We start from the raw sequence: 24,512 nt of genomic DNA, 5'->3' as shown, positions 1-24,512 counted from the left end.
CACACCGGGCCGACCGGTTCAGACGACGGCCTCCGGGTGGCCCGGGGTGAGGCGGTGGACGGCCGTCGCGGTGGAGTGGGGGGCGAGGAGGGCCCGCAGCTCCTCGGCCGCGGCCTCGACGAGGTCCCCGTCGCGGGGCGCCTCGACGGTCTCCAGGATGAAGGCGACACGGGCGGAGTCCCCGGTCACGCGGGTGCGGTGGGCGTCGCGGTGGTTCCAGTGGCGGGTCAGCACGCCGCCCGCGTCCACGTAGACCACCTCGCCCGGCCGGGGGTGCTCGACGGTGCCGGGTTCGCCGAGCGGGGTGAAGTCCTCCGTGCCGTCGGCGAGGCGGATCTCGACGTCCCCCGTGACGTGGTCGAGGTCGAAGGCGCCCGCGGGCAGGCCGTGGCGGACGGAGACGCAGTTGTAGGCGTCGACGGCCGGGTTGACGCGCGGCAGGGCGCCCTTCTTGGCGAGGCGGCGGCCGAGCGCGTCGACGCTGGGGCGGGTCCGGCGCGGGTTGGTGCCGAAGGAGCGGTACGCCGTGTGCCACGCCCCGACGCGGGGGTCGGTCTCGTCGGCGGGCCGCCAGGTGCCGTCGGCGAGCCGCCGCTCCAGCTCCTCGACGGCCGCGGCGGTGGCGGGCCAGGTCTCCCGGTTGCGCAGGCCGGAGGCCGTGACCAGGGCGACGAGCGTGCCGGGGAAGGCGTCCGCGACGGCGGGGGCGATACGGAAGGCGGTCAAGGGGGTTCCTGTCTCTGCGGTGGGGCGGGACGGTTCGGCCGCGCGCGGGCGGGCGGGCGAGAGGAGAGGAGGCGGGCGGTCAGGACTTCCAGCGGCCGACGCGGTCCAGGCGGCGGCGCTGCTGCCGCGCCGCCGGGCCGTCGAGCCCCTGGCCGCGTTCCGCGAGGTGGCCGGCGACGGCGGCGCGGTGCTCGACGGGTTTGTGGTCGTCGTAGGTGAACTTGGCTCGTACGCAGGTGACTTCCAGGCGCAGCCCCCGGATGCCGGACAGCATCCGCCCGTACGGGGGGCCGTCGGCGGTGACGGGGGCGTGGTCGCCGTCGGGCTGGAAGTGGGCCATCTGGCGGCGGAGCAGCTCGGCCTTGCCCTCCGGGTCGTCGACGACGTGGGCGCGGCAGGTGAACTGGACGGCGGTGTAGTAGCTGGTGGGCACCCCGTCGGCGGGCGGGGTGCCGGGCCTCGCGCGCCAGGGGCCGGGGACGAAGGCATAGTCGCCGAAGACGGTGAACAGGACGTGCGGGTCGCTCTCGATCGCCCGCCAGACGGGGTTGGGCCGGGCCAGGTGGATCAGGAGGTGGCCCGGCTCGACGGCGAAGTGGGTGGGGACGGCGGCCGGTGGCGAGCCGGGCGGGCCGTTGACGCTCAGCAGGCCGAAGTCGTGGCCCTCGGCGATCCACGTCCGCCACTCGGCTTCGTCCAGGGCGGCGTCCCAGGGCCGGATGAACATGTGCTTCTCCTTGCCGGCGGGCGGGCGGAGGGAAAGGGAGGAGAGGGGAAGGAAGAGGAACGCGGGGCGGGGCCCGGTCAGGCGAGGGCCAGGAGGCTCACCGCCACCGCGGCCGTGCCCAGGCCGACGAGCTGGCCGCGGTGGACGCGCTCGGCGAGCACGGTACGGGCGAGCAGGACCGTGCCGGCCGGGTAGAGGGCGGTGACCACGGCGACCACGGCGAGGTCGCCGCCGCGGACGGCCAGCAGGAAGAGGAGGTTCGCCAGGGAGTCCAGCACGCCGGCGGCGGCCGACATCGCGTAGGCGGGCTTCTCGGGGCCGAGCCTGCGGTGCATCAGGCCGGCCGCGGCCAGGGTGACCGCCGACGACACGGTCCGGCCCACGATCAGCGGGGCCACGCCGCTGTCCGCGGGCGCCTGGTGGAGGCAGACGAGCTGCAGGGCGATCGCGGCGCCCGCGCCGAGGGCCAGCAGCAGGGCGGTACGGGTGGGCCTGGCCGAGCCGGCGCCGTGGCCGGCGCTGACCAGGACGACGGCGGCCAGGGCGAGCGGGAGGCCGACCAGGCCGGCGGCGCCGAGGTGCTCGCCCTGGACGAGGCCCACGCCGGCCGGCAGCATCGCGGAGACCAGGGCGGTGACGGGCGAGAGCACGTTCATCGGGCCGATCGCCAGGGTGCGGTAGAGCAGGGCGAACGCGGCGGCCGAGGCGACGCCGGACGCGGCGCCCCAGACCAGCGCCCCGGTGCCGAAGGAGGCGCCGAGGAAGGGCCACAGCAGCAGTTCGACCGCGAGCGAGGCGGGCGCGGCGACCATCACGGTGCGCAGCACGTGCGCCCTGCGGGCGCCGAGCCCGCCGAGGAAGTCGGCGCACCCGTAGGCGAGGGAGCTGCCCAGGGCCAGCAGCAGAGCGATCACGGTGGGTCCATCCCGTACTATTTCAGTGGAACGACTGAACCGTACAACGAACCGACCGAGGCGTGTCAACCAACCGACCGCCCGGTGCATCGGAATGGTCCGTGTCCAGAGGCCCGCACGGATGGGTCCGCCACGGAACGCTCCGCCACGAGGAGGGCGATCGAATGGCCGAGGCAGAGGAAGCCCTGCGGACGCTCGCGCACAACGTCAGGGCGGCCCGCACCCGCCTCGGCCTGTCCCTGGACGAACTGGGCCGGCGCGCCAAGGTCAGCAAGGGCGCCCTCGTCGGCCTGGAGAAGGCCCAGGGCAATCCGAACTTCGCCACCCTGGTCCGGCTCGCCGACACCCTCGGCGTCTCCGTCTCCGCCCTGATGGAGGGCCCGGCCGAAGGCCGTGTCCGCGTCGTGGCCGCCGACTCCGTGACGCCGCTGTGGAGCGGGCCGCGGGGCGGCGAGGCCCGGCTGATGCTGACGACCTCCGGCCCGGCGCCGGTCGAGGTCTGGCGCTGGCGGCTGGAGCCCGGCGAGGAGTACCCGAGCCACCCCCACCAGGCGGGGGTCGTCGAGACCGTCAGCGTCACCTCCGGCCGCATGGTGCTGGTCGTGGACGGCGTGGAGCACACCGTCGAGGCGGGGCAGACCGCGACCTTCGACGGCGACGCCCCCCACACCTACCGCGGCGGCGGCACCGGTACCTGCCGGCTGGTCATGACCGTCCACCTCCCGCCCGGCCCCGCCTCCACCGCCGTGCCCGCCCCCACCGCGACGGACCCCGCCTGAACCGGCGGCCCGGGGCCGCGGGGGCGTGGGCGCCCGGGACCGGAGGCGGGGCTCACGGATCCGGGGTCAGCAGGGGCGCACGTAGGGGCGTACGTAGGGGTGGACGCACGGGTGGGCGTAGGGGCGGGTCTCGGGGTCCGGCTCAGGGTGGGCCTCCGGGTGCGCGTCCGGGTGGGGACCGCGGTGCGCACCGGGCTGGAGGCCGGGCCGGACGGGGTGGGCGTAGGGGTGGTTGCAGCGCTCCGGGGACGCCCCCGCGGGGGCCGACCGGTCGCGGCGGTGGGAGCCCAGGAGGGCCGCGCTGACGAGGGTGGCGAGCAGGTCGACGTCGGACGGCGCCTCAAGGCGCACCGTCACCCAGCCGGACGCCGGTGAGAGGCGCACCGCCGTGGAGCGCCGCAGCGCCGGCCCCAGCTTGGCGATCATCGGCCGGGTGAGGTGGACGTCGGCCTCGCGGTCGCCGTGGAAGTGGACGATCTCCGTGCCGTCCGCGGCGCACAGGCAGCGCGGCTCCCCGCACTCACCGCGCCCGCACCGCGAGAGGGCCGACCAGCCGATGAGCCGCTGGTCCGCTTGTTCGGCGAGGTTCATGCCGACAGCGTGCACCAAACACGCGCCGCCGCACAGGGGTTGACCGGATACCGTCGCCCGCCGCCCGCGCGGCGGGCCGCCCGCGTTCCCCTTCCGCCCGGCACCCGGGCTCAGCCCGGCAGGGCGCGGCGGCGGTCGCGCAGGGCCAGGAGGAGGACCAGGGCCATCGCGGCCCCCAGGACGATGCCGCCCTCCCGTGCGAGGGCCGCCGCGACGGGGAGTTCGGGACCCGGCCGCTGCATGCCGGTCAGGGCCAGCAGGCCGTAGGCGCCGTACGAGAAGAGCATGCCGGACGACACCCAGGCGGCCGCCATGGGCAGGACGACCCGGCGTGCGCCGCGCCGGAGGGCGAGCACCAGGACGCCCCACGCCCCGGCGAGCGCCCACACCGCCGTGCTGCCCGACAGCAGGTGCCACCACAGGTCGCGGAGGTGCGGCACGTCCGGGTCCAGCCCGGCGGCACCGCCCGCGGCCCAGTACGCCTTGGCGCCGCCCAGCAGGACGCACCCGGTCGCGACCGCCACCGCGAGCGGCACCCGCGACGTCCGCGTGCCGCCCCCGGGTTCGGGGTGCGCCAGCGGACCGCCCAGCGCCCACGGCCAGCGCGCCCTGACGTAGCCGGCGAGGGCGAGCGGCAGCCCGGCGGCGACGCCGACCAGCGACACCATGACGAGTGCCTGCTCGTACGTCCACAGGTCCGGCGAGCCCGCCGCCCGGTCGCGGCCCACGGCGGCCGGGCCCAGCACGGGCGCCAGCGGCAGCATCGGCACGAGCAGCCCGGTGCCCACCCACACCGGCCCCGCCACCAGCCAGGCGGGCAGCCGCTCGCCCCACGGCCGGCAGAACGCCAGGGCCAGCCCGACGCCCGCGGCGGCCATCACCGCCGTCGCGGCGTTGACGGCCCGCCAGCCGGCGCCGGCCATCGCGGCGGTCGGCAGGAGCAGGCCGAACGACCACACCACCTTGATCAGCAGATACGGCGTCACGGCCAGCGCCGCCCCCACACCCCCCACCGTCCGCGCCCGGGCCCACCCCCGCCCCGCCGCCGCCCGCCCCTCCGGGCGCGCCTTCACGCCCCGGCCCTCCGGGTACGCCTTCACGGCCTGGTCCTCGTGTGACGGGTGCATGGGGCGGCTCCTCACGGGGGCTTCGAGCATCTGGACCTTCGCACCACAGGGGCCTCGGACCTCACGGGCCCTCGCACCCCAGCGGTCCTCGCACCTCAGCGGTCCTCGCACCTCCGACGATCCCGGACGGCCGCCCGCCCGGCGTCGCCCCACGGGCCGACCCCCCTCCGCCGTACGGGTGAGCCGCCGGGCCGGGAGCCGCCGGGCCGGGAGACCACCGGCCCGGGAGACCCCTGGGCCGAGGCGCCGTCCAGACCGGGCAGTCGCCCGCCCTCCGGCGGCTGGGCAACCTTTCCGGGCGCAGGAGCCACCCAGGGGTGCCACCCCGAGCACGGGGCGGCACCCCGTACCCGCAAGGACCCGAAGGACATCTCTGTGGCATCCCCCACCCACCGCCGCTCCCCCCTCCGCCGGCGCACGGCGCTGCTCTCCGCCGCGGCCGTGGTCGCCGCCGGGCTCGGCGCCGTACCGTTCGTGACCAGCGCCTCGGCCTCCGTCGACCTGGCGCGGCAGACCCTGCCCGCGGGCGACGGCTGGGCGGCCCACGGCTCCGGTACGACCGGCGGCGCCCAGGCCACCGACGCACGCGTCTTCACCGTCACCGACCGCGCCCAACTGGCGAAGGCCCTCGACCCCGCCTCCGGCCCCGCGCCGCGCATCGTCCGCGTCAAGGGGCTCATCGACGCGAGCGGCGGCAGCACCTGCGCCGACTACGCGGCCGGCACCGGCTACTCGCTCTCCGCGTACCTGAAGGCGTACGACCCCGCCGTCTGGGGGCGCTCCAAGAAGCCGTCCGGCACGCAGGAGGACGCCCGCAAGGCCGCGGCGGCCAGGCAGGCGAAGACCATCGTGTTCAAGGTCCCGTCGAACACCACCCTGGTGGGCGTGCCCGGCACGGGCGCCGGCATCCGGGGCGGCAGCGTCGCCGTGCAGAACGCGGACAACGTGATCATCCGCAACCTCGCCTTCAGCGCCACCGAGGACTGCTTCCCGCAGTGGGACCCGACGGACGGCTCGAAGGGCGAGTGGAACTCCGCCTACGACTCGGTCACCCTGCGCGGCGCCACCCACGTGTGGGCCGACCACAACACCTTCACCGACGCCCCGCTCTACGACAGCGCCCTCAAGACGTACTTCGGGCGCAAGTACCAGGTCCACGACGGCGCGCTCGACATCACAGGCGGCTCCGACCTGGTCACCGTCGAGCAGAACGTCTTCCACAGCCACGACAAGACGATGCTCATCGGCGGCAGCGACACCGACAGCGTCGGCAAGCTGCGCGTCACCCTCCACCACAACGTGTGGAAGGGCATCACCCAGCGCGCCCCCCTGGCCCGCCTCGGCCGGATCCACCTGTACAACAACCACTACGACACGGCGAAGCTCAACGGCTACGCCCACAGCTACAGCATCAACGCCCGCGCCGACGCCAGGATCGTGGCCGAGTACAACGCCTGGACCCTGTCCGCCGACCGCAAGGTGTCCCAGCTCCTCAGCGGGGACGGCACCGGCGCGGTCGCCGGGCGCGGCAACACCGTGAACGGCACGGTGACGGACGTCGTCGCCGCCTACAACGCCTCCGCCGGGAAGAAGCTGAGGACCACCGCCGGCTGGACGCCGACCCTGACGGCCGGCCTCCGGACCTCCGCCGCGTCCCTGCCCGCCGAACTGGCCCGCACCGCGGGCGCCGGCGTCCTCACCGAGCAGGGCACGGTCGAGTAGCCGAGGGCCCCGGGGGCGGCGCCGGCCGGCGCCGCCCCCGGACGGCGGGGAGGGACGCGGTGGAAGCGCGGTGGGGACGCGTGGGGGCGCGGTGGTGCGCGGTGGGGGACGAATGCTGACGTGCCGGGCGTTCCCCGGCCGTTCGGCGGGCGTTCCCCCGGCGCTCCGTGAGCGTCGGGGCGGGGGTGAGGGCCCCACTCGGGCGCTCGGGCTTGTAGGTTCGGGGCATGACGAAGCCTGATGCACTGCTCGTGAATGTCGCGGCCACCGTCGAGTCGGAGCAGTCCAATCAGATGTCGCTCACCGTCGTGGTCAACGGTGCGGTCATCACGGGGCGGCTCGCTCCGGAGGCCGTGTGGCGGGAGCGGGTGGCGGAGGTCCTGCGGGACTCGGAGCGCCTGGGCGGGTTCGCGGGGGTGTTCGCACCGCCCCCGGAGGACACCGCGCGCCCCGGCGCCCCGACGCACCTGCACTTCCACGTGGCGCGGATCCTGCAGGGCACCCTCGGCATCCCCGAGACGGGCGGCATGTACCGCGTGGCCATCGAGGACGTGAGCGCCTGGACGGTGGGCGACTTCAGCTACACCGACGACTAGGACGGCCGTACGGCGGCCCGGCCCCGGCGCGGGCCCGCGGGCCGCGGACGGCCGGGAGGCGGAACGAGCGGACGCCGACCACCCGGGAGTACCGGGTGGTCGGCGTCCGAGGGCTGCCCGCGGACGGGCGTCAGCCGAACAGGTCCGTGGCGGCCTGGGTCGGCAGCGGGTCCGGGGCGGGGGCCTGCCTCACGGTGAAGCCGAGGCGCCGCAGCGCCCGCGTCACCTCGTCGGCGGTGAAGTCGCGGCGGTCCTGGCGGGTGATGACCTCGCCGACCTGCTTCACCGGGTACGTGTGGCGGCCGATGACCGCGCACGGCCCCTCCGCCGGTTCCGGCTTGACCTTGGCCAGCAGGGCCTCCACCTCGCTCGCCGTGAAGTCGAACGGGAAGCGGGCGATCACACAGCGCATGGTTGCCTCACAGGGGTCGGGGCGGCGGAGCGGGGGTGCGGGAGACGGGCGTCCGGCGGTGGTGCGGAGTGCCGGATGCGGACGCCCGGCGGTGGTGCGGAGTGCCGGATGCGGACGCCCGGCGGTGGTGCGGGGTGCCGGATGCGGACGCCCGGCACCGTACGGCGCGGGGCGCTCGTACGGCGCGGGGGCGCCTCGGGCGGGGCGCCGGGTGTCAACGGCGGCGGGTTCCGGCGCGGCGGCGCGTGCCGGTACGGCGGCGGCGGGAGCCCGAGCCCGGTTCGCCGGACGCCTGGCCGGCCGGGGGCGTGGGCGGAGCGATCACGACCGGTATCCCCGACGGCGTACGCGCGCCGGTGATGCGGGTCAGCTCCGCGTCGCCGGACCGCACGGCCGTGGTGACGGGCCGGATGCCCGCGTGGTGCATCAGGCTGTTCATGTCGCGCCGCTGGTGCGGCAGGACCAGCGTGACGACGCTGCCGGACTCGCCCGCGCGGGCGGTGCGCCCGCCCCGGTGCAGGTAGTCCTTGTGGTCGCCGGGCGGGTCGACGTTCACGACGAGGTCGAGGTCGTCGACGTGGATGCCGCGCGCGGCGACGTTGGTCGCGACGAGCACGTCGACGTGGCCGTCCTTGAACTGCGTCAGCGTCCTGGTCCGCTGCGGCTGCGACTTGCCGCCGTGCAGCGCCGACGCCCGCACCCCGCTCTTGAGCAGGTGCTTGGTGAACCGGTCCACGCCGTGCTTCGTGTCCAGGAACATGATCACGCGGCCCTCGCGGGCGGCGATCTCGGTGGCCGTGGCGTTCTTGTCGGTGTCCTGGACGTGCAGCACGTGGTGCTCCATCGACGTCACCACCCCGGCGGTCGGGTCCACGGAGTGGACGACCGGGTCGTGGAGGTAGCCCTTCACGAGGGAGTCGACGTTCCGGTCCAGGGTCGCGGAGAACAGCAGCCGCTGCCCGTCGGGCCTGGTCAGCGCCAGCAGACCGGTGATCTGCGGCAGGAAGCCCATGTCGGTCATCTGGTCGGCCTCGTCGAGCACGGTGATGCCGACGTCGTCGAGGACGCAGTCGCCGCGCGTGACCAGGTCACGCAGCCGGCCGGGGGTCGCGACGAGGACCTCCGCGCCGGCGCGCAGCGCGGAGACCTGGCGGCCGATGGACACCCCGCCGACGACGGTGGCCTGCCGCAGCCCGAGCGGCCGGGCGTACGGGGCGAGCGCGTCGGTGACCTGCTGGGCCAGCTCCCGCGTGGGGACGAGGACCAGGGCGAGGGGGCGCTTCGGCTCGGCGCGGGTCCCGGCGAGGCGGGCGAGCACCGCGAGGCCGAACGCGAGCGTCTTGCCGGAGCCGGTGCGGCCACGGCCGAGCACGTCGCGGCCGGCGAGGGAGTTCGGGAGGGTCGCCGCCTGGATGGGGAACGGGACGGTCACCCCTTCGGCGTCCAGGGCGCGCAGCAGCGCGGGCGGGAAGCCGAGGTCCGCGAACGCCTCGACGGGCGGCAGCGGAGGGGTGTGCGTCACCGGGAGGGTGAAGTCACCGGGCGGGGGCGGGGCGGTGCGGCGGCGCGGGGCGCGCGTGCGGGAACCGGCCGGTTTGGCCGATCGCGACGCGTTCTCCGACTGGTCGCCTTTTCCTCGGCGGGCCGGGGCGGAGGCGGACCGGGCGGCCCCCGCGTGATGGCCCCGGGAACGGGACGTACGGGTCATGTAATTGTCCTCAATACGGATATCGAGGAATTCACGGCCCTCGATTCAGCCGGGCGGGCGGCGCTCCGCCGCGACGGCCGGGGCCGTGCGGCGGAGCGGCGGTGCCAGGGAACGGCGCGGGGCCCGCACCCAAGGTGCGGGCCCCGGCGGCGTCGGGACGCCTCGTCGTCAGGCGTCAGGCGGGGAGGATGTTCTCCGCCTGCGGGCCCTTCTGGCCCTGCGTGACGTCGAAGGTGACCTTCTGGCCCTCCTGCAGCTCACGGAAACCGCTGGTCGCGATGTTCGAGTAGTGGGCGAACACGTCCGCGCCGCCACCGTCCTGCTGGATGAAGCCGAAGCCCTTTTCCGCGTTGAACCACTTCACTACGCCAGTAGCCATAATCTCTTCTCCTCACGGGGAATTCTTTGGACCCGCACTGCGCGAGCCTCGCGTCGCCGCGATGATTGCCCCGTGCCGGATCGAAAGAACCGGCCACACAAAAGTGCTCCTCCGCCGTGGGGCGAGAGGGGCACTCGAAGCTCTGGGAACCACAACTGCAACTGAGATCGACAGTAGCACGCGGATTTCGCATCCGCACGGAATTCGGGCGGGGGATTCTCCCGTTGGAGGATTTCTGCCGCCTCGCCGTACGGGAATCTGCACCGGCCGGAATAGACTTTCGCCGCTCCCGGCGGTTACCGTGCCCGCGCGGGGCCCGTGTCCGACGACGAGGCCGGCCCCCGCCCGGACGCCCAGGACGAAAGGCGCGCATGGCTCCAGGAGCACGGCGCAACCCCGCCGACAACCTCGACGACGACGACTACCCGGCCTACACGATGGGGCGAGCCGCGGAGCTGATCGGCACCACGCCGGCGTTCCTGCGCGCGCTCGGCGAGGCCCGGCTGATCACCCCGTTGCGGTCGGAGGGCGGCCACCGCCGGTACTCGCGCTACCAGCTGCGGATCGCCGCGCGCGCCCGCGAACTGGTGGACCAGGGCACGCCCATCGAGGCGGCCTGCCGGATCATCATCCTGGAGGACCAGCTGGAGGAGGCCCAGCGCCTCAACGAGGAGCTGCGCCGGCGCGGGCCCGGAGGGGGAGCCGGTGACCTGGCGGCGGGCACGGGGGAGGACGCCGGGGGCGGTACGGGGGGCGGGCCCGGGGGCACGGCTGCGGAGGACGCGGCCACGGAGGACGCCGGGAGGGGGTCCGGCGGGACGAGGACCGACGGGACGGGGTCCGGATAGGGGTCCGGGGCGGTGCCCGAAGGTCCCGGCAGGGGGCCGGGACGATGCCCGTGGGTTTGGGTTGGGGTGCGGGGCGGTGCCCGTAGGTCCCGGCAGGGGGCCGGGACGATGCCCGTGGGTCCGGGTTGGGGTGCGGGGCGGTGCCCGTACGGGGCCCGATGGGACGGGGCCTGGGTAGGGGTCAGGGGTGGGTGCGGGGTGCGGGGTGCGGGGTGCGGGGTTCGGGGTTCGGGGTTCGGGGTTCGGGGTTCGGGGTGGCGGGGTGGCGGGCGGGCGTCGGGGCGGAGGCCCGCGGCTCGTTTCCCGTCAGACCGCGTGCTCGTCGCTCTGGCCGCAGAGCCATGCCAGCGCGTCGTGCACGCCCCGTACGTACGCGCGCCGGTCGGGCGGGCACGCCGGGTCGTCCAGCAGCACCGCCGCCGCGTCGGCCTCGGCGGTCAGCCGCGACAGGTCCGGTACGTCGCCGGTGGGCGCCCCCGTGATCGGGCCGCGGCCCGCGCGGGCCAGTGCCCAGCGGTAGGCGTCGGCCGCCCCCTCGGACACCGCCTCGAACGGCTCCGGGCCCCTGCCGTGCCGCCTTCCGGCAGAGCCGCCCGCGCGGGCGGTGCGGGCCGCCTCGGCGGTGAGCTTCCGGTAGGCCGTCTCGACCTCGTCCACGGGGCGCACCCCGATCCGGCTCGTCCGTTCGCGTGTGGGCGGAACCTGTCGGGTCGTCATGTGCGCACACCCCGTCCTCGTCGCTCGCGGCTGTCTCTCCCTCGCTTCCGGGTCCCCCTCATCGCTCCGGATACACCCCCCGCGGCAGACGGAGCGCCAGCACCGCCAAGTCGTCGTGGCCGTCGCTGGGATGCTCCCGGCACAGGGTCCGGCACAGCTCGTCCAGCGGCCGGTCGCCGAGCGGCGCGGCCAGCTCCAGCAGCGCGTCCAGCCCGTGGTCGATGGGGTGCGCGGGGTGCTCGACCAGGCCGTCGGTGAAGAACACCAGGGTCGAGCCGGGCGGCAGCGGGCGCACGTGGTCGGGGCGCGGGTGGCCGGGGTCGACGCCGAGGGGCAGGCCGGGCTCGGCGTGCAGGTACTCCGGGCGGCGGCCGGGCGCGAGGAGGAGCGGCGGCAGGTGGCCGGCGCTGCTCCAGTGCAGCTCCCAGCCGGTTCCCCCGGCCGTCGGCTGGATGCGGGCCAGGCACGCCGTGGTGACCGGGGCCTCGGTGATGGCGTGCAGGGTGTGGTCGAGGGCGGTGAGGACCTCGCTGGGCGGGGTGCGCCGGTCGTACAGGAGCGCCCTGAGCATGTTGCGGGTCTGCGCCATCGCGGCGGCGGCCTGGAGGTCGTGGCCGACGACGTCGCCGATGACGGCGCCGCACGCGTTGTCGGGCAGCAGTACGGCGTCGTACCAGTCACCGCCGACCTGCGCGGGGCTGGATGCGGGCTGGTACACGGCGGCACCCTCGTAGGGGCGCAGGTCGGGCAGGCGCGGCAGGAGGAGGCGCTGGAACCGTTCGGCGCCGGAGCGGACGCGCTCGAAGAGGCGGGCGTTCTCGATGGCGATGCCGGCCGCGCCCGCGAGGGCGACGACGATGTCCTGGTCGTGCGCGTCGAAGGGGCGGCCGTCGAGGCGGTCGGAGAGGTACAGGTCGCCGTAGATCTCGCCGCGCACGGTGATGGCGACGCCCAGGAGGGTGCGCATCGGCGGGTGGCCGGGCGGGAAGCCGGCGGAGTGCGGGTGCGCCTGGATGTCGTCGACGCGCAGCGGCTCCGGATGGTGGATGAGCGTGCCAAGCAGGCCGCGGCCGTGCGGGAGCTCCACGCCCGCGAGGGCGGCGCGCTCCTGGCCGGTGAGGCCGACGGTGAGGAACTCGGCCAGTGCGGTGCGGTTCTCGTCGAGGACGCCGAGGGCGCCGTAGCGGGCGTGGACGAGGTCCATGGCGGTGCGGACGATGCGGTGCAGCACGACGGGCAGCTCCAGCTCGCCGCTGATGGCCATGACCGCGTCCAGGAGCCCCTGCAGCCGGTCCCGCGCGTTCGCCAGCTCCTGGAGCTGGGCGGCCACGCTGAGCGGGGCGGGGGCGTCCGCCGCGTCGGCCTCGCCTGCCGTGTCCGGTGCGTCTGCCGTGTTCGGTGCGCCTGCCGTGTCCGGTGTGTCTGGCGTGTCTGGCGTGTGCGCCGGGGTGGGGGCGGCCGACCTGTCGGGGGCGGGGGAGTTGGGCCCCTGCGGGTCGGGGGCGGGGGTGTGCGGGTCGGGGGCGGGGGTGGGGGCGGTCGGCCCGTGCGGGTCGGGGGTCGCGGCCGGGGTCTCCGGGGGCGGGGGCGTGGGTGCGGGCGCCGGTGGCGGGGCGGTCTCCGGGAGGTGGTGCGGGGACTCGTCCGGCCCGGCCGGGGGCCGGCTCGGGGCCTCGTGGGGTTCCATGGCGGTCTGTCTCCCGGTCCGGGGGCGGGCGCCGCGCCGCTCGGGTCGACGCGACCGCGGCAGTGAGCGCATGGTGGGTGCTAGGACCGACGAACGCCCTCCGACTTTCCCGGGAAGCGCTGGACAAACCTCACACCGCTTCTGACCAGCGCCCCATCCCCCGGCGGGCACGCGGTACGGCGAAAGGGGTGCGGCCATGACCGGATGGGCTTCCTGGACGACGGTCAACGTCTTCTCGGGGACGGGCGGCGTCCGTACCGTCGAACTGGGGGTGATGACGGGCGACGTCAGCGTGCACACCACCTGGACCGGTACCGAGGCGGTCGTCGCGGTCCAGTACAGCGGCGGCTCCGAGTGGTACACGATGGCCGGCAGCCCCGTGCCGTGCCGCTCCGAGGAGGAGAGCCGCGCACTGCACCAGGCGGCGGTCGACGCCGTACGGCAGGGCGGGAGCGGGGGCGCCGTCCTGACCCTCCCCAGGCACCACCACCACTTCGGCTGACGCCGCCCCCGTCCGCCGTACTACGTCAGCGGCTCGCGCACCAGGGCGAGCGCCGGTTCGACCAGGCCCCGGTACTGGCGGTCCTGGAGCGCGGCCGGCATGTGCCGCACGGCCGCCTCCCGGACGGCCCCGGCCAGCGGGTTCCGCCACCGCGTGACGTACCCGGCGTGCCGGGACGCCAGCTGCACCGCGCGCACCCGGCGGTGCCGCAGCGCCCGGTACCGGTCGGCCGCGCCGTCCGCGCCGGCCCGGAGCGCCAGCGCCAGCGCGTACGCGTCCTCGATGGCCATCGCGGCGCCCTGCCCCAGGTTCGGGGTCATCGCGTGCGCCGCGTCGCCCAGCAGCAGCACCCGGCCGCGCCCCCACACCGGCGCGTCCAGCTCCTCCAGGTCGTGGTGGAGCGGCGGGGGCCCGTCGAGCCCGTCCAGCAGCCGTGCCGATACGCCCCGGTGGTGGGCGAACGCCCGCCGGAAGGCGTCCGGCCAGGCCGGGGCGGGGACGCGGCGCGGCGCCGGACGGACGAGGAAGTAGTACAGCCGGCCGTCGGGCAGCGGGACCAGCCCCGTCTTGGTGCCGGGACCCCACGACTCGACGGCCGAGGTGACGCCGGGGTTGCCGGTGAGGCCGCGCCAGCAGGTCACGCCGCTGTGCCGGAGGGCCGGGGGCCGGGCGGCGGCGTGGGCGCGCACGGTGGAGCGGATGCCGTCGGCGCCTACGACGAGGTCGTACGCCTCCTCGCCGGATCCGCCAGGTCCCTCGGGGCCGGATCTCTGCGGGTCGGATCCCTTCGGGTCGGACGGGCGCGGGTCCGGCCCGCCGGGCGCCGGCACGGTGCGCTCGAAGCGGACGGTGACGGACCCGCCCGTGTCGTGCAGGGCGCTGACGGCGCGCCCGGTGACCGGCCGGGCGGCGGGCGGCAGGGCGTCCAGGAGGGCGGTGTGCAGGGCGGTGCGGGACAGCGCGCGGGTGGGCCCGTAGCCGCGGCCGGCCCGCTGCGGTTCGACGCGCCGCAGCAGGCGGCCGTCCGCCGCCACCACGTCCAGCGACGGCAGGGCGAGGCTGTGCGGCGCCAGGTCGACGCCGAGGGCGGAGAGCACGTGCAGGGCGTTCGCCGCCAGGACGATGCCCGCGCCCGCGGGCTCGTACCGGGGCGCCCGCTCGGCGACGGTGACCTCGTGCCCGGCGCGGGTCAGCGCGAGCGCGGCGGTGAGCCCGCCGATGCCGCCGCCCGCGACGAGGACGCGCAGCGGTGTTCCGTCGCCCGCCCGGCCGTTCGCCCGGTCGTTCGCCCGGTCGCGGTCCCGGCCGTTCCGGCCGTTTCCGCCGTGCCGGTGGTCCTCCGGGGCGTTCACGCGGACCGCCCCCCGCCCGTCACGCCGGCGGCCCCGGCCCCGGACCCGGGGCCCGTACCGGAGCCCGTGGCCGTGCCGTGCACGAGGCGCCGCAGGGCCGCCTCCAGCAGGGCCAGGCGCCCGTCCCGGTCGAGCTCGCCGCGCAGTCCGGCGACGAGGATGCCGAAGTACAGGGAGAAGTACGCGGTGAACGCCAGTGCGGGGTCCTGCCCGGGCGCCTCCCCGGCCCCGGCCGCCCGCGCGAACTCGTCCGTCACCCAGGCGCGGAACTCCGCCATACGGCGCTCCGTCGGGCCGTCGGGGTGGCGGTGGAAGAGGGCGGCGGAGATGTACTGGCGCGACAGCTCCGGCTCGCGGTCGTAGCTCTCGTACAGCCGGGCGGCGACGTGCACGAGACGGGTGACGAGGTCGCCGTCGGGCAGGGTGCGCAGCGCGGTGTCGAGCGCCTGGCCGACGTGCTCGTCGAGCAGGGTCTCCACGAGCGTGGCGAGGTCCGGGAAGTGCACGAAGAACGTACCGGCGGCGACGCCCGCCTCCGCGGCGACCTCGCGGGTGGTGAGGCCCGCCATGCCGCGCCGCTCCAGCACCCGGCGGGCGGCGTCGAGAAGCGCCTGCCGGGTCCGCCGCTTGCGCTCCTGCCGTACCCCGGTGGGGCGTGTCGAAGTCTCGGACATGTCGCTGAGCATACTCAGTGAGCGCGCTCAGCCAAATGGCGGCCCCGGTCGGCGGCGGTCCGTCGCCAAGCATCTCGCGCGGTGGCCCCGCGCGCCGTATCGTCCTCACGGCGACACGGCGACACGGCGACACGGCGACACGGCGACACGGCGACACGGCGACACGGCGACACGGCGACACGGCGACACGGCGACAGGCGTACCGGAACGCGGGGTGGCGGCGCATGGGCGGGAGCATGGTCCTGGCACGGCGATTCGAGGAGCACCGGCCGCGCCTCCGGGCGGTGGCGTACCGGCTGCTGGGCTCGCTCGGCGAGGCGGCGGAAGCGGTCGAGGAGGCGCGGCTGCGGCTGGAGCGCCCGGGAGCCGGCGCGGACGCGGACCCCGGCCCGGAGGCGGGTGCCGTGCGGAACGCGGACCGCGCGCTCACCGCCGCCGTGGCCCGCGTCTGCCTGGACCGGCTGCGCTCCCGTGGCGCCGCCCGCCGCGAGGAGGACCCCTACGGGGAGGACGGCCGGGTACGGCTGCCCGACCCCGTGGTCGGCCGGGTGCCAGGGCCCGGCCACGGCCCCGGCCACGGCCCCGGCGGCCCCGGCCCCGGACCCGACTCCGAGCAGCGCGCACTCCTCTCGGACGGGTGCGACCTCCCCTTCATGACCGCTTTGGACACGCTCGGCCCGGCGGAGCGGGTGGCGCTCGTGCTGTGCGACCTCTGCGCGGTGCCGTCCGACGAGGTCGCGGAGGTGCTGGGCCGTACGGAGGCGTCGGCCCGGCAGCTCGCCGACCGCGCCCGCCGCCGGGTACGGGCCGCCGCTCCCGCGCCGGACGGCGACCCGGAGCACCGCCGGGAGGTCGTGGCGGCGTTCCTGGCGGCGGCCGGGGAAGGCGACCTGGACGCGCTGCTCGCGGTGCTCGACCCGGACGTGGTGGCCCGCTCCGACGGCGGCACGCTCCGCCCGAGCCTCCTGCGGCGCGGCGCGACGACGGTCGCGGCGCAGGCGGTGATCTTCGCCCGCCTCGCGGAGGCCGCCCACCTGGTCCTGGTCAACGGCGCCCCAGGCGTCATGGCCGTGGCCGAGGGCCGGGTGATCTCGGTGATGTCCTTCACCGTCCGGGGTGGACGCGTCACGGCCCTGGACGTCCTCACCGACCCCGACCGCCTCACCCGCCTCGGCCTCACCGCCCTGCTGGACTGACCGCCCCCGCCGGGCCGCCCGCCCCGCCGGGCCGCCCGCCCTGCCCGGCCCGACCGCCCCCCTGCCCGGCCGGCGGTCCCTCTGCACGGCCGCGCGGCCGACGCGTCCGCCTCCCGGCCCGGCCCCCTCTCGCCGTGGCGCCGGGCCCCGGAGCCGTACATCTCTGTGATGACGCTGCGTGGCCGCGTAGCACTCAGGTATGACCCACGACCGACATGGCGGCGGACTCGTGGAACCTTTGCCCGCTCATACCGTCTTGACCTGTACCAAGCGGACGGCTGAACGGATGTGACGGTGAGTCAGACCATGGGGACAACGGATTCCGCGGGGCGGGGGAAGGCGTTCGCACCCGAGTACCAGGGTGCGCTCGGGTCACTGTCGGTGAACTCGTCGCTGACGGACGTGCTGGAGCGCGGCATCCGCGAACTGCGGGCGGCCGAGGAGGCCGGGCAGGCACGGGAGGCCGCGCGGTGCGGGCTCGCCGTGGCGGAGGCGTACCGGCGGCTCGGGCGCGTCGAGGACGCCGACCGGGCCTGGAAGGCCAGCTTCCGGGCCGCGCGCGACGCCGGCGACACCGGCGCCATGGCGTGGGCGCTGTGGAGCGGCGGCACCCTCGCCCGGCAGCGCGGCGCCCTCGCCCTCGCGTACCGGCTCCTGCGCCTGGCCGCCGACGCGGGCGAGCGCGGCGGCGACGTCGTCGTACGGGGCTACTCCCTCGCGGGCCTGGCCGAGACCGGGCGCATACAGGGCGACTACGCGGCCGTCGGCGAGCTGCACGAGCAGCTCCTGGCGGAGGCCCGGCGGCGCGGCGAGGCGCGGCACACCGTGTGGGCGCTGGAGGGCATCGCGCAGATGCACCGCAACACCGGCTCGTACGACCGGGCGCTCGCGCTGTTCGAGGAGGCCGCCGAGACCGCCGACCGGGCCGACGACCGGCGCGGCTGGGCCTGGGCGCTGCGGGGCGTCGCCGACGTCGTCTCCGTCCGGGACGGCGACGTGGAGCGGGCGCTGGAGCTGTTGTCGCGGGCCGAGGTGGTGTGCCGCGACATGAGGCTGTCCAGTGCCCTGGCGTACAACCACAAGATGCGCGGCAACGTCCTCTACCGGGCCGGGCGGTACGGGGAGGCCCGCGACACGTACGCGCTGGCGCTGGAGGAGTTCCGCGCCATGGACGAGCCGCGCGGTACCGCCCTGTCCCGGCTGGGCCTCGCCAAGTCCCTGGCCCGGCTGGGCCGCGACCTCTCCGAGACCGCCGCCGAACTGGCCGAACTGCGCGGCACCCTGGACCGGATCGGGCTGCGGCACGCCCGCGACATGGTGGAGAAGGCCGCCGCCGAGCTGGGCGTGGGGCCGTTGCCCGCCCCGGGTGGGGAGGGGGTGCGGTGACGGGGCGCGTGCGGGCGGCGGGTTCGGTGCCGGGGGCGGTGCCGGGGGCGGTCTGGGGTTCGGTGCCGGGGGCGGTCTCGGGTTCGGGGCCGGGGGCGGTCTCGGCTCCCGCACCCCCTTCGGCGCCCTCGGCGGTGGGCGGGGCGGATGGTGGCGCCGCAGCGCTGCTGGTGCGGTGCCGTGCGCTCGTGCGGCCCGCGCTCGCCCGCGCCGTGCGGCGACTGCACCCGTGGACCGGCGAGATGGCCGCCTTCTCGCTCGGCTGGGCCGACGTGGACGGCACGCCCGAGCCGGGCGCGTCCGAGGGGAAGGGCGTCCGGCAGGCCCTCGCCGTGCTGGGCGCCGAGGCGGTGGGCGCGGACGGGCGGGTCGCCGTGGCGGGCGCGGTCGCGGTGGAGCTGGTGCACGCGTTCTCGCTGCTCCACGACGACATCATGGACGGCGACGCCGTGCGGCGGCAGCGCGCGACCGTGTGGAAGGCGTACGGCACCGGGCCCGCCGTGCTGGCCGGTGACGCGCTCTTCGCGCTGGCCGTGCAGAGCCTCGCCGAGGCGCCCGGCCGCCACACGGGCCCCGCCGTGCGGCGCCTCGGGGACACGCTCAACGACCTCGTGCGCGGCCAGGCGGAGGACCTGTGCTTCGAGGGCCGGCCCTGGACCGGCCCCGGCGCGGTGCCGCCCGACGCGTACCGGGCCATGGCCGAGCACAAGACCGGTTCCCTCCTCGGCTGCGCGGCGGCGCTCGGGGCCCTGCTGGGCGGCGCGCCCGACACCACGGTGGCCGCGCTGGACCGGGCCGGACGGCACCTGGGGGTGGCCTTCCAGGCGGTGGACGACCTGCTCGGGGTGTGGGGCGACCCGGCGGTGACCGGCAAGCCCGTCCACAGCGACCTGCGGCGGCGGAAGAAGACGTACCCGGTCCTGGCCGCCCTCGCCGCCGACACCCCGGCCGCCCGCGAGCTGGCCGCCTTCCTCGACGCGACCGGCACGCCCGGCGGACCCGGCGCCGCTCCCGGCGGACCCGGCGCCGCTCCCGGCGGACCCGGCGCCCTCCCCGGCACGCCCGCCGTCACCGGCTCCGCCGCGCTCCCCGCGCCCGGCGCCACCCTCGACGACCCGGCGACGGCGGCGCACGCCGCGTCCCTGGTGGAGCGGGCCGGCGGCCGGGACGCGACCCTGCGGGAGGCCGTCGACCAGCTCGGCGCCGCCCGCGCCTGCCTGCGCGGCGTCCCCCTGGCACCCGGCCCGTCCGGCGAGCTCGACGCCCTGCTGGAGTTCCTGCTGCACCGGGTCGTCTGAGGGCCCGGCCGACGGGTCCGCGGGGGGCCTCGGCTGCCCGAGGTGCCGGGACGCGTGCAGCGCCGCCCGGCGGGCCCGGCGGGCCCGGCGGCCCCCCGCGCCGCCCGGCCGACCGCCCCGCACCCCGCCCCCGGTGCGGGGCCGGGCGGGCCCGGCCGGTGGGCGCCACCGGTGCCCGCCGGGCGGTGTGGGGCGGCCCCCGTCGGGTACCGGGGGCACGTGGACCTGGACGTCGTCGAGGAACGCCCGTACCGGTTCCGCCTGGAACGGCACGGCGCCATGCGCGTGCCCGGAACCGTGTTCGCCTCCCGCGACCTCCTCCGGGACGCCGGGCAGTCCCTGCGCCAGGTCGCGAACGTCGCCACCCTGCCCGGCATCGTCGGCGCCTCGTACGCCATGCCCGACATCCACTGGGGCTACGGCTTCCCCATCGGCGGGGTCGCCGCGACCGACGTGGCCGCGGGCGGCGTCGTCTCGCCCGGCGGGGTCGGCTTCGACATCTCCTGCGGGGTGCGGCTCCTCGCCGCCGACTGCGACCGGGAGGCCCTGCGCCCGGTGCTCGGCGCCGTCATGGACGACCTCGGCCGGGCCGTGCCGCGCGGCGCCGGACCGGGCGGGGTGTGGCGGCTGGACGGCACCGGCGAACTGGAGCGGGTCCTGCGCGGCGGCTCCCGCTACGCCGTCGAGCGGGGGTACGGCGTCGAACGCGACCTGCTGCGCTGCGAGGACGGCGGCGTGGTCGCCGACGCCGACGTGGACCAGGTCGGCCCGCGCGCCCGCGAACGGGGCCTCGGCCAGGTCGGCAGCCTCGGCTCCGGCAACCACTTCCTGGAGGTCCAGGCCGTCACGGAGGTGTACGACGCGCACGCGGCGGAGGCGTACGGGATCGCCGCCGGGCAGGTCTGCGTCATGATCCACTGCGGGTCGCGGGGGCTGGGCCACCAGATCTGCTCCGACCACGTCCGCGCCATGGACCGCGCGATGGCCCGGTACGGCATCGAGGTCCCGGACCGGCAGCTCGCCTGCGCGCCCGTCGACTCCCCGGAGGGCCGCGCGTACGCGGGCGCGATGGCCGCGGCGGCCAACTACGCGCGCGCCAACCGCCAGCTCCTGTCCGACGCCGCCAGGCGCGTGCTGCGGCGGCGGGCCGGCGTGCGCCTCGACCTCGTGTACGACGTGTCGCACAACCTCGCCAAGGCCGAGACGTACCGCGTGGACGGCGAGCCGCGCCGCCTGTGCGTCCACCGCAAGGGCGCCACGCGCGCGTTCCCGCCGGGCCACCCGGACCTCCCCGGCGACCTGCGGGACGCGGGCCAGCCGGTCCTCGTCCCCGGCACGATGGGCACGGCCTCGTACGTGCTGGCAGGCGTACCGGGCGGGGACGCCTTCCACTCCGCCTGCCACGGCGCCGGCCGTGTCATGAGCCGCCACCAGGCCGCGCGCACGGTCACCGGCGCCGCGCTGCGCGCCCGGCTGGAGGACGCCGGGATCGCGGTGCGGCCCCTGTCGATGCGCGGCCTCGCGGAGGAGGCGCCGGAGGCGTACAAGGACGTGTCGGCGGTCGTCGCCGCGAGCGAGGGCGCCGGCCTGTGCCGGAGGGTCGCCCGTCTGGAACCGCTGGGCGTCGTGAAGGGCTAGCCGGCTCGTCGGCGCGATCCCCGAACGGAGAAGGACGAGCCGGGGCTCGCAAGGCTCCCGGGACCGCTCTCGGCACCCCGGCGAGGCCCGCGCCGCCCGCAGTGCCCGCGGTGCCCGCCGTGCTCTCGGGGCTCTTGGGGCTCTGCCCTCGGCGCCACCAGGCCCTCGGGGCTCTCTCGGGGCTCTCTCCCGGGGCTCTCCGCCGGGGCTGCTTTCCCGGGGCTCTCCGCCGGGGCTGCTTTCCCGGGGCTCTCCGCCGGGGCTGCTTTCCCGGGGCTCTCGGGGCTGCTCTCCGCCGGGGCCCTCCCGCGCCCCCGCCCGCCTCACACGGCGTTCCCGCTCCCGCCACGCCCCCGCCTCCGCCTCACACGTCGACCGTCGCCCCGCACGACCAGCCGTACGGGTCCGGGCCCATGCGCAGGTCGCTCCACGACACCGCCTTCGGCACGGAGCCGGTCATCCGCACCCGGGCAAGCGGGGCCACCGCGAGGCGTACGTCCAGTTCGCCGGCCTCCGTCGACTCGACCTCGACGTCGACCGGCACCTCCCCGTGCGCGTCCAGCCGGTAGACCACCTCGTCCAGCAGGTCGGCGAGCAGGTCCTCGTCGCTCTCCTCGGCGAGCCGCACCCGCCGCACCGCGTCGGCGTGCGCGGCCGACACGTCCGCGAAGCACTCCACCAGGCCGAGCACCGCCTCCCCCAGGCACTGCTCCCGGTTGGCGCCCCACGCCTCGACCCGTACGTCCGCGGTGTGCGGCACGGTCCGGTGGCCGCCCTCGCCGCGCCGCCGCACCGGCGTCTCGCCGCCCACGCCGGCGTCAGCGCCGGTACACGCCGACGAGGGTGCCGCTCGCGACGGCCTTCGGCTCGACGGCCCGGCGCACCTGCTCGGCGGTGGGCTCGTCGGGCAGCACGCACGGCTCCCGGAGGGCGTACAGGCGGAAGACGTACCGGTGCGCCTCGTCGCCGGGCGGCGGGTGCGGGCCGCCCCAGCCGCGCCGGTGGAAGCCGTTGACGAGCTCGGTGCTCCCCTCGGGGGGCCGTCCGGGCGCCGTACCGCCGGTGCGCGGGTCGATGCCGACGGCCACCCAGTGGACGAACGTGCCCGAGGGGGCATCGGGGTCCTCGCACACCAGCACCAGTTCGCTGGCGTCGTCCGGCACGCCGGACCAGGTCAGCGGCGGCGGCTCGTTCTCGCCCTCCAGCGCGTGCCGGCGCGGGATGGGCGCGTGGTCACCGAACGCGGAACTCTTCAGATCGATACCGGCCATGCGCCCCGCAGTACCCCTGAGCCGCGTCCCTATGCCCGCTCACCGGGCAGGTCACCCGGCCGGCCCGGCCGAGGGGGCGGCCGGTGTGCGGCGAGGCGCGTACGGGCTCGGCCTGGCCGGGCTCCCGGCCGGGCCCGCTCCCGAGCCCCGTCAGGGGCGGCGCCCCCGCTCGAAAGGGCGGGGCCCCCGCACCCCTACGGGGGCGCCGAACGGGTGCTGCCCCGTCCCCGCCGTCCCGTAAGGGCGGCCCCTAAGCGGCGGTGCCCCGGCGGACGCGTTCCAGCCAGCCGCCGATGTGGCAGGTCAGCCCGTACCGCTCCAGGTCGCGCCGCTGCCGGAAGTCCGCGCCGTCCGGGCCCGCCAGCCAGTCCCGCACGGCCGGGAGCACCCCGCCCGGCATGCCCGGCGGGCGCAGCTCCGGCACGTCCACGATGCCGTCCTCCACCACGAAGAACCCGCCGACCGGCACCAGCGGGGCGAAGTTGCGCAGCGCGGCGGTGGTCGTCCCGTACGTGTGCACGGTGTCCTCGACGACCAGGCAGCGCGCCCCGGCCGGCAGCGCCGCGCGGACCCGCAGGGCCGTGTCCGGGTCGGCGACGTCCCCTTCGACCAGCGTGATGCCGTCCTCGTACGACGGGTCGGCGGCCGACAGCGCGGCCCGCGCCTTGTCCTGGCGCAGGTCCACCGTGACGACCCGCACTCCGGGCGGCACCCGGCCGTACGCGGCGAGCGTCCGCAGCCGGTCGCGGAACCACAGCGCGGAACCCCCGAAGTGCGTGCCCAGCTCCACGACGGCCTGGCTGCGGGAGAGCCACATCAGGTGCTCCATCATCCGCAGGTCCTCGGGGAACTTCTTGATCCGCACCCCCGCGTACACATCCCGCAGGTGCTGCCGCTCCCGCGCCCTCCAGTAGGCGCGGACGGTGCCGTCCAACTCCGCCGCCACACGCGGCGGCAGCCCCATGTCGCTCGGACCGCTCGGACCGTTCTGGCCGCTCGGACCGCTCCTGTCGGGGCGGCCGGGGCGGTCGCTCTGGCCGTGCTGGTTCTGGTCGTGCTGGTTCTGGTCGCTCTGGTTCTGGTCGCTCTGGTCGGTGCGGTCCGGACGGCTCGCGGGCTCCTCGGGCGCCTCCACGTCCACGAGCGAAGCACGCCCGCGCGTCGGGTGTCTACGGTGCCTGGAGCGCCCAGCCCGGCGGACCGGCGGCGTCCGGCGCCCGGAGGCTCAGGGGCGCGCCGTTCTCCGGGCCTGCCGGGGCGAGGGCGAGGCCCTGCCCCTTCAACGTGAAGGTGTGGACGGCCCCGTCGGCGGACGGGGTCGCCGCCCAGCGCTGGGCGTCGCTGTCCACGCACGGCCGCTGCACCACGGCCGCGCCGGGACCGGGCGGGTCGGCGGGCTGGAGGCACAGCCCGGAGTGGACGGCGCGGAGCTGGGTGTGGCCGTCGCCGAGGTCGGCCACCTGCCACTGCTGGTTGGGCTGGCCGTGCCGCTCCCAGGCGATGACCGGGGCGCCGTCGTGGGTGGCGCCGCCCGACACGTCGGCGGCCCGGCCGGTCGCCGGATCGACCAGCACGAAGGTGCCCGCGGGAACGGGGGGTCGGGCCGGGCTCGGCGTGGGCGTCGGGGTGGGCGTCGGGGCCGGGTTCGGGGCGGGGGGCGCCGAGGGCGTGGGGGCGGTCGCGGAAGCGGTGGCCGGGGCCGCCCGCGGGGTGCCGTCGCCGTCCCCGCCGCCGAGCACGGCGCCGATGGCCAGGCCGGCCCCGGCGCACACGATGATCGCCGCGCCCACGAGCACCGCCCTGGGCGGCCGGGAGGGCCGGGAGGGCCCGGAGCGGCGGGACGCGGGCGGTGTGGGCCCGCCTCGCGGCGGTAGGTCGTCCTCGATGCGGGGCAGCGGACGCGTCGCCTCCACGGGCGGCGGCCCACCGTACGCCCCGGCGCCGTACGCGACCGGGCCCTGGACGGCCGGGCCCTGGGCGGCCTGGGCTGCGTGCGGGGCCCGCGGGTGCGCGGCCTGTGGGTGCGCGGGCTCGTAGGGGGCTTGGCCGCCGGAGGTTTGGCCGTAGGGGGCCTGGGAGCCGTAGGGGGCGTCAGGGTGCCCGTGAGGGTTCGGGGCCTGGTAGGGGTTCGAGTCCCCGTAGGGGTTCGAGTCCCCGTAAGGGTTCGAGTCCCCGTAAGGGCTCGGGTGCCCGTAGGGGGCAGCGGCTCCGTACGGGGCCTCGGGGGCATCAGGGTGCGGGGGCCCGTCCGGGGCCTGGGCA

The 24,512-nt window shown here is 76.9% G+C and carries 24 protein-coding genes and 1 pseudogene; 9 read left to right on the top strand and 16 right to left on the bottom strand.

Annotated elements, in window-relative coordinates; all coding sequences use genetic code 11:
- Positions 1-18 precede the first annotated feature (18 nt).
- The 3 genes from CP974_RS15630 to CP974_RS15620 all read right to left on the bottom strand — a co-directional run bounded on the left by CP974_RS15630 (position 19) and on the right by CP974_RS15620 (position 2,367).
- Positions 19-726: a B3/B4 domain-containing protein gene (locus CP974_RS15630; RefSeq protein ID WP_031130090.1), complete on the bottom strand. Its 708-nt coding sequence runs from the start codon at positions 724-726 to the stop codon at positions 19-21.
- Between the two features lie 79 nt (positions 727-805).
- A complete protein-coding gene (locus tag CP974_RS15625; RefSeq protein WP_031130091.1) occupies positions 806-1,453 on the bottom strand; it encodes an FMN-binding negative transcriptional regulator in 648 nt (215 codons plus the stop codon).
- 77 nt (positions 1,454-1,530) lie between these two features.
- Positions 1,531-2,367 (bottom strand): EamA family transporter, encoded by an 837-nt coding sequence (locus tag CP974_RS15620; protein ID WP_031130092.1) that lies wholly within the window; start codon positions 2,365-2,367, stop codon positions 1,531-1,533.
- 164 nt (positions 2,368-2,531) lie between these two features.
- On the opposite strand from CP974_RS15620, the gene CP974_RS15615 reads away from it, so the two are divergent.
- Complete coding sequence (locus CP974_RS15615) at positions 2,532-3,146, top strand: helix-turn-helix domain-containing protein (protein WP_031130093.1); 615 nt, start codon at positions 2,532-2,534, stop codon at positions 3,144-3,146.
- A gap of 66 nt (positions 3,147-3,212) precedes the next feature.
- Here the strand turns inward: CP974_RS15615 and CP974_RS15610 are convergent, their stop codons facing one another.
- Both CP974_RS15610 and CP974_RS15605 read right to left on the bottom strand, forming a co-directional pair.
- On the bottom strand, positions 3,213-3,737 hold the full coding sequence (locus CP974_RS15610; protein ID WP_140160815.1) for a luciferase domain-containing protein: 525 nt from the start codon (positions 3,735-3,737) through the stop codon (positions 3,213-3,215).
- A 110-nt stretch (positions 3,738-3,847) separates the two neighbouring features.
- A complete protein-coding gene (locus tag CP974_RS15605; protein ID WP_107067004.1) occupies positions 3,848-4,864 on the bottom strand; it encodes a hypothetical protein in 1,017 nt (338 codons plus the stop codon).
- 375 nt (positions 4,865-5,239) lie between these two features.
- Here CP974_RS15605 and CP974_RS15600 point away from each other — a divergent pair, with 375 nt between their 5' ends.
- Positions 5,240-6,586 carry a pectate lyase family protein gene (locus CP974_RS15600; protein WP_078915474.1) on the top strand — a complete coding sequence of 449 codons (1,347 nt, stop codon included), beginning with the start codon at positions 5,240-5,242 and terminating at the stop codon, positions 6,584-6,586.
- Positions 6,587-6,813: 227 nt separating this feature from the next.
- On the top strand, positions 6,814-7,182 hold the full coding sequence (locus CP974_RS15595; RefSeq protein ID WP_031130098.1) for a GvpU-like protein: 369 nt from the start codon (positions 6,814-6,816) through the stop codon (positions 7,180-7,182).
- A gap of 130 nt (positions 7,183-7,312) precedes the next feature.
- Here CP974_RS15595 and CP974_RS29655 read toward each other — a convergent pair whose 3' ends face one another.
- The 3 genes from CP974_RS29655 to CP974_RS15580 form a co-directional block, all read right to left on the bottom strand.
- A complete protein-coding gene (locus CP974_RS29655) occupies positions 7,313-7,594 on the bottom strand; it encodes an SCO5918 family protein (RefSeq protein WP_031130099.1) in 282 nt (93 codons plus the stop codon).
- A gap of 214 nt (positions 7,595-7,808) precedes the next feature.
- Positions 7,809-9,302 carry a DEAD/DEAH box helicase gene (locus CP974_RS15585; RefSeq protein ID WP_051839217.1) on the bottom strand — a complete coding sequence of 498 codons (1,494 nt, stop codon included), beginning with the start codon at positions 9,300-9,302 and terminating at the stop codon, positions 7,809-7,811.
- 175 nt (positions 9,303-9,477) lie between these two features.
- Complete coding sequence (locus CP974_RS15580) at positions 9,478-9,681, bottom strand: cold-shock protein (RefSeq protein WP_010468045.1); 204 nt, start codon at positions 9,679-9,681, stop codon at positions 9,478-9,480.
- 371 nt (positions 9,682-10,052) lie between these two features.
- Here CP974_RS15580 and CP974_RS15575 point away from each other — a divergent pair.
- Positions 10,053-10,391, top strand: a pseudogene (locus CP974_RS15575) (MerR family transcriptional regulator); the annotation flags it as partial.
- Positions 10,392-10,835: 444 nt separating this feature from the next.
- On the opposite strand, the gene CP974_RS15570 reads toward CP974_RS15575, so the two are convergent.
- Both CP974_RS15570 and CP974_RS15565 read right to left on the bottom strand, forming a co-directional pair.
- Entirely contained in the window at positions 10,836-11,246 is a 411-nt protein-coding gene (locus tag CP974_RS15570; RefSeq protein ID WP_150485816.1) for a hypothetical protein, read from the bottom strand.
- A 58-nt stretch (positions 11,247-11,304) separates the two neighbouring features.
- Positions 11,305-12,510 carry a PP2C family protein-serine/threonine phosphatase gene (locus CP974_RS15565; RefSeq protein ID WP_234327602.1) on the bottom strand — a complete coding sequence of 402 codons (1,206 nt, stop codon included), beginning with the start codon at positions 12,508-12,510 and terminating at the stop codon, positions 11,305-11,307.
- A gap of 619 nt (positions 12,511-13,129) precedes the next feature.
- Here CP974_RS15565 and CP974_RS15560 point away from each other — a divergent pair.
- Positions 13,130-13,435, top strand: a complete 306-nt coding sequence (locus CP974_RS15560; RefSeq protein ID WP_031131927.1) for a hypothetical protein — start codon at positions 13,130-13,132, stop codon at positions 13,433-13,435.
- 20 nt (positions 13,436-13,455) lie between these two features.
- On the opposite strand, the gene CP974_RS15555 is transcribed toward CP974_RS15560, so the two are convergent.
- Entirely contained in the window at positions 13,456-14,787 is a 1,332-nt protein-coding gene (locus tag CP974_RS15555; RefSeq protein WP_051839450.1) for an FAD-dependent monooxygenase, read from the bottom strand.
- The gene (locus CP974_RS15550) at positions 14,784-15,461 is read right to left on the bottom strand and encodes a TetR/AcrR family transcriptional regulator (protein WP_158100683.1); all 678 of its coding nucleotides are present in this window, start codon (positions 15,459-15,461) and stop codon (positions 14,784-14,786) included. Before CP974_RS15550 ends, CP974_RS15555 begins: the two co-directional genes overlap by 4 nt.
- A 224-nt stretch (positions 15,462-15,685) precedes the next feature.
- Between CP974_RS15550 and CP974_RS15545 the strand changes: the two genes are divergently transcribed.
- The 4 genes from CP974_RS15545 to CP974_RS15530 all read left to right on the top strand — a co-directional run bounded on the left by CP974_RS15545 (position 15,686) and on the right by CP974_RS15530 (position 20,979).
- Positions 15,686-16,657, top strand: coding sequence for a sigma factor-like helix-turn-helix DNA-binding protein (locus CP974_RS15545; protein ID WP_031131933.1), 972 nt, complete (start codon positions 15,686-15,688; stop codon positions 16,655-16,657).
- A 306-nt stretch (positions 16,658-16,963) separates the two neighbouring features.
- The gene (locus CP974_RS15540; protein ID WP_031131935.1) at positions 16,964-18,043 is read left to right on the top strand and encodes a tetratricopeptide repeat protein; all 1,080 of its coding nucleotides are present in this window, start codon (positions 16,964-16,966) and stop codon (positions 18,041-18,043) included.
- 134 nt (positions 18,044-18,177) lie between these two features.
- A complete protein-coding gene (locus CP974_RS15535; protein ID WP_031131937.1) occupies positions 18,178-19,341 on the top strand; it encodes a polyprenyl synthetase family protein in 1,164 nt (387 codons plus the stop codon).
- A gap of 219 nt (positions 19,342-19,560) precedes the next feature.
- Positions 19,561-20,979, top strand: coding sequence for an RtcB family protein (locus CP974_RS15530; protein ID WP_461838984.1), 1,419 nt, complete (start codon positions 19,561-19,563; stop codon positions 20,977-20,979).
- A gap of 364 nt (positions 20,980-21,343) precedes the next feature.
- Here CP974_RS15530 and CP974_RS15525 read toward each other — a convergent pair whose 3' ends face one another.
- The 4 genes from CP974_RS15525 to CP974_RS29650 form a co-directional block, all read right to left on the bottom strand.
- Complete coding sequence (locus CP974_RS15525; RefSeq protein ID WP_031131940.1) at positions 21,344-21,790, bottom strand: archease; 447 nt, start codon at positions 21,788-21,790, stop codon at positions 21,344-21,346.
- Positions 21,791-21,797: 7 nt separating this feature from the next.
- Positions 21,798-22,250, bottom strand: coding sequence for a YbhB/YbcL family Raf kinase inhibitor-like protein (locus CP974_RS15520; protein WP_031131942.1), 453 nt, complete (start codon positions 22,248-22,250; stop codon positions 21,798-21,800).
- A 250-nt stretch (positions 22,251-22,500) separates the two neighbouring features.
- A complete protein-coding gene (locus CP974_RS15515; protein ID WP_031131944.1) occupies positions 22,501-23,391 on the bottom strand; it encodes a CmcI family methyltransferase in 891 nt (296 codons plus the stop codon).
- Between the two features lie 28 nt (positions 23,392-23,419).
- Positions 23,420-24,163: an RICIN domain-containing protein gene (locus CP974_RS29650; protein ID WP_078915611.1), complete on the bottom strand. Its 744-nt coding sequence runs from the start codon at positions 24,161-24,163 to the stop codon at positions 23,420-23,422.
- Positions 24,164-24,512 lie beyond the last annotated feature (349 nt).

Source organism: Streptomyces fradiae ATCC 10745 = DSM 40063 (genome assembly GCF_008704425.1).
In the GTDB taxonomy this organism is placed as follows: Bacteria; Actinomycetota; Actinomycetes; order Streptomycetales; family Streptomycetaceae; genus Streptomyces; species Streptomyces fradiae.
This window is presented reverse-complemented; position numbering and strand designations above follow the sequence as displayed.

Excerpts from the sequence above, each read along its gene's own strand:
- CP974_RS15625 (WP_031130091.1), bottom strand. The coding sequence starts at position 1,453 with ATGTTCATCCGGCCCTGGGACGCCGCCCTGGACGAAGCCGAGTGGCGG.
- CP974_RS15615 (WP_031130093.1), top strand. The coding sequence starts at position 2,532 with ATGGCCGAGGCAGAGGAAGCCCTGCGGACGCTCGCGCACAACGTCAGG.
- CP974_RS15610 (WP_140160815.1), bottom strand. The coding sequence starts at position 3,737 with ATGAACCTCGCCGAACAAGCGGACCAGCGGCTCATCGGCTGGTCGGCC.
- CP974_RS15605 (WP_107067004.1), bottom strand. The coding sequence starts at position 4,864 with ATGCACCCGTCACACGAGGACCAGGCCGTGAAGGCGTACCCGGAGGGC.
- CP974_RS15595 (WP_031130098.1), top strand. The coding sequence starts at position 6,814 with ATGACGAAGCCTGATGCACTGCTCGTGAATGTCGCGGCCACCGTCGAG.
- CP974_RS29655 (WP_031130099.1), bottom strand. The coding sequence starts at position 7,594 with ATGCGCTGTGTGATCGCCCGCTTCCCGTTCGACTTCACGGCGAGCGAG.
- CP974_RS15585 (WP_051839217.1), bottom strand. The coding sequence starts at position 9,302 with ATGACCCGTACGTCCCGTTCCCGGGGCCATCACGCGGGGGCCGCCCGG.
- CP974_RS15580 (WP_010468045.1), bottom strand. The coding sequence starts at position 9,681 with ATGGCTACTGGCGTAGTGAAGTGGTTCAACGCGGAAAAGGGCTTCGGC.
- CP974_RS15570 (WP_150485816.1), bottom strand. The coding sequence starts at position 11,246 with ATGACGACCCGACAGGTTCCGCCCACACGCGAACGGACGAGCCGGATC.
- CP974_RS15565 (WP_234327602.1), bottom strand. The coding sequence starts at position 12,510 with ATGGCCATCAGCGGCGAGCTGGAGCTGCCCGTCGTGCTGCACCGCATC.
- CP974_RS15560 (WP_031131927.1), top strand. The coding sequence starts at position 13,130 with ATGACCGGATGGGCTTCCTGGACGACGGTCAACGTCTTCTCGGGGACG.
- CP974_RS15550 (WP_158100683.1), bottom strand. The coding sequence starts at position 15,461 with ATGTCCGAGACTTCGACACGCCCCACCGGGGTACGGCAGGAGCGCAAG.
- CP974_RS15545 (WP_031131933.1), top strand. The coding sequence starts at position 15,686 with ATGGGCGGGAGCATGGTCCTGGCACGGCGATTCGAGGAGCACCGGCCG.
- CP974_RS15540 (WP_031131935.1), top strand. The coding sequence starts at position 16,964 with ATGGGGACAACGGATTCCGCGGGGCGGGGGAAGGCGTTCGCACCCGAG.
- CP974_RS15520 (WP_031131942.1), bottom strand. The coding sequence starts at position 22,250 with ATGGCCGGTATCGATCTGAAGAGTTCCGCGTTCGGTGACCACGCGCCC.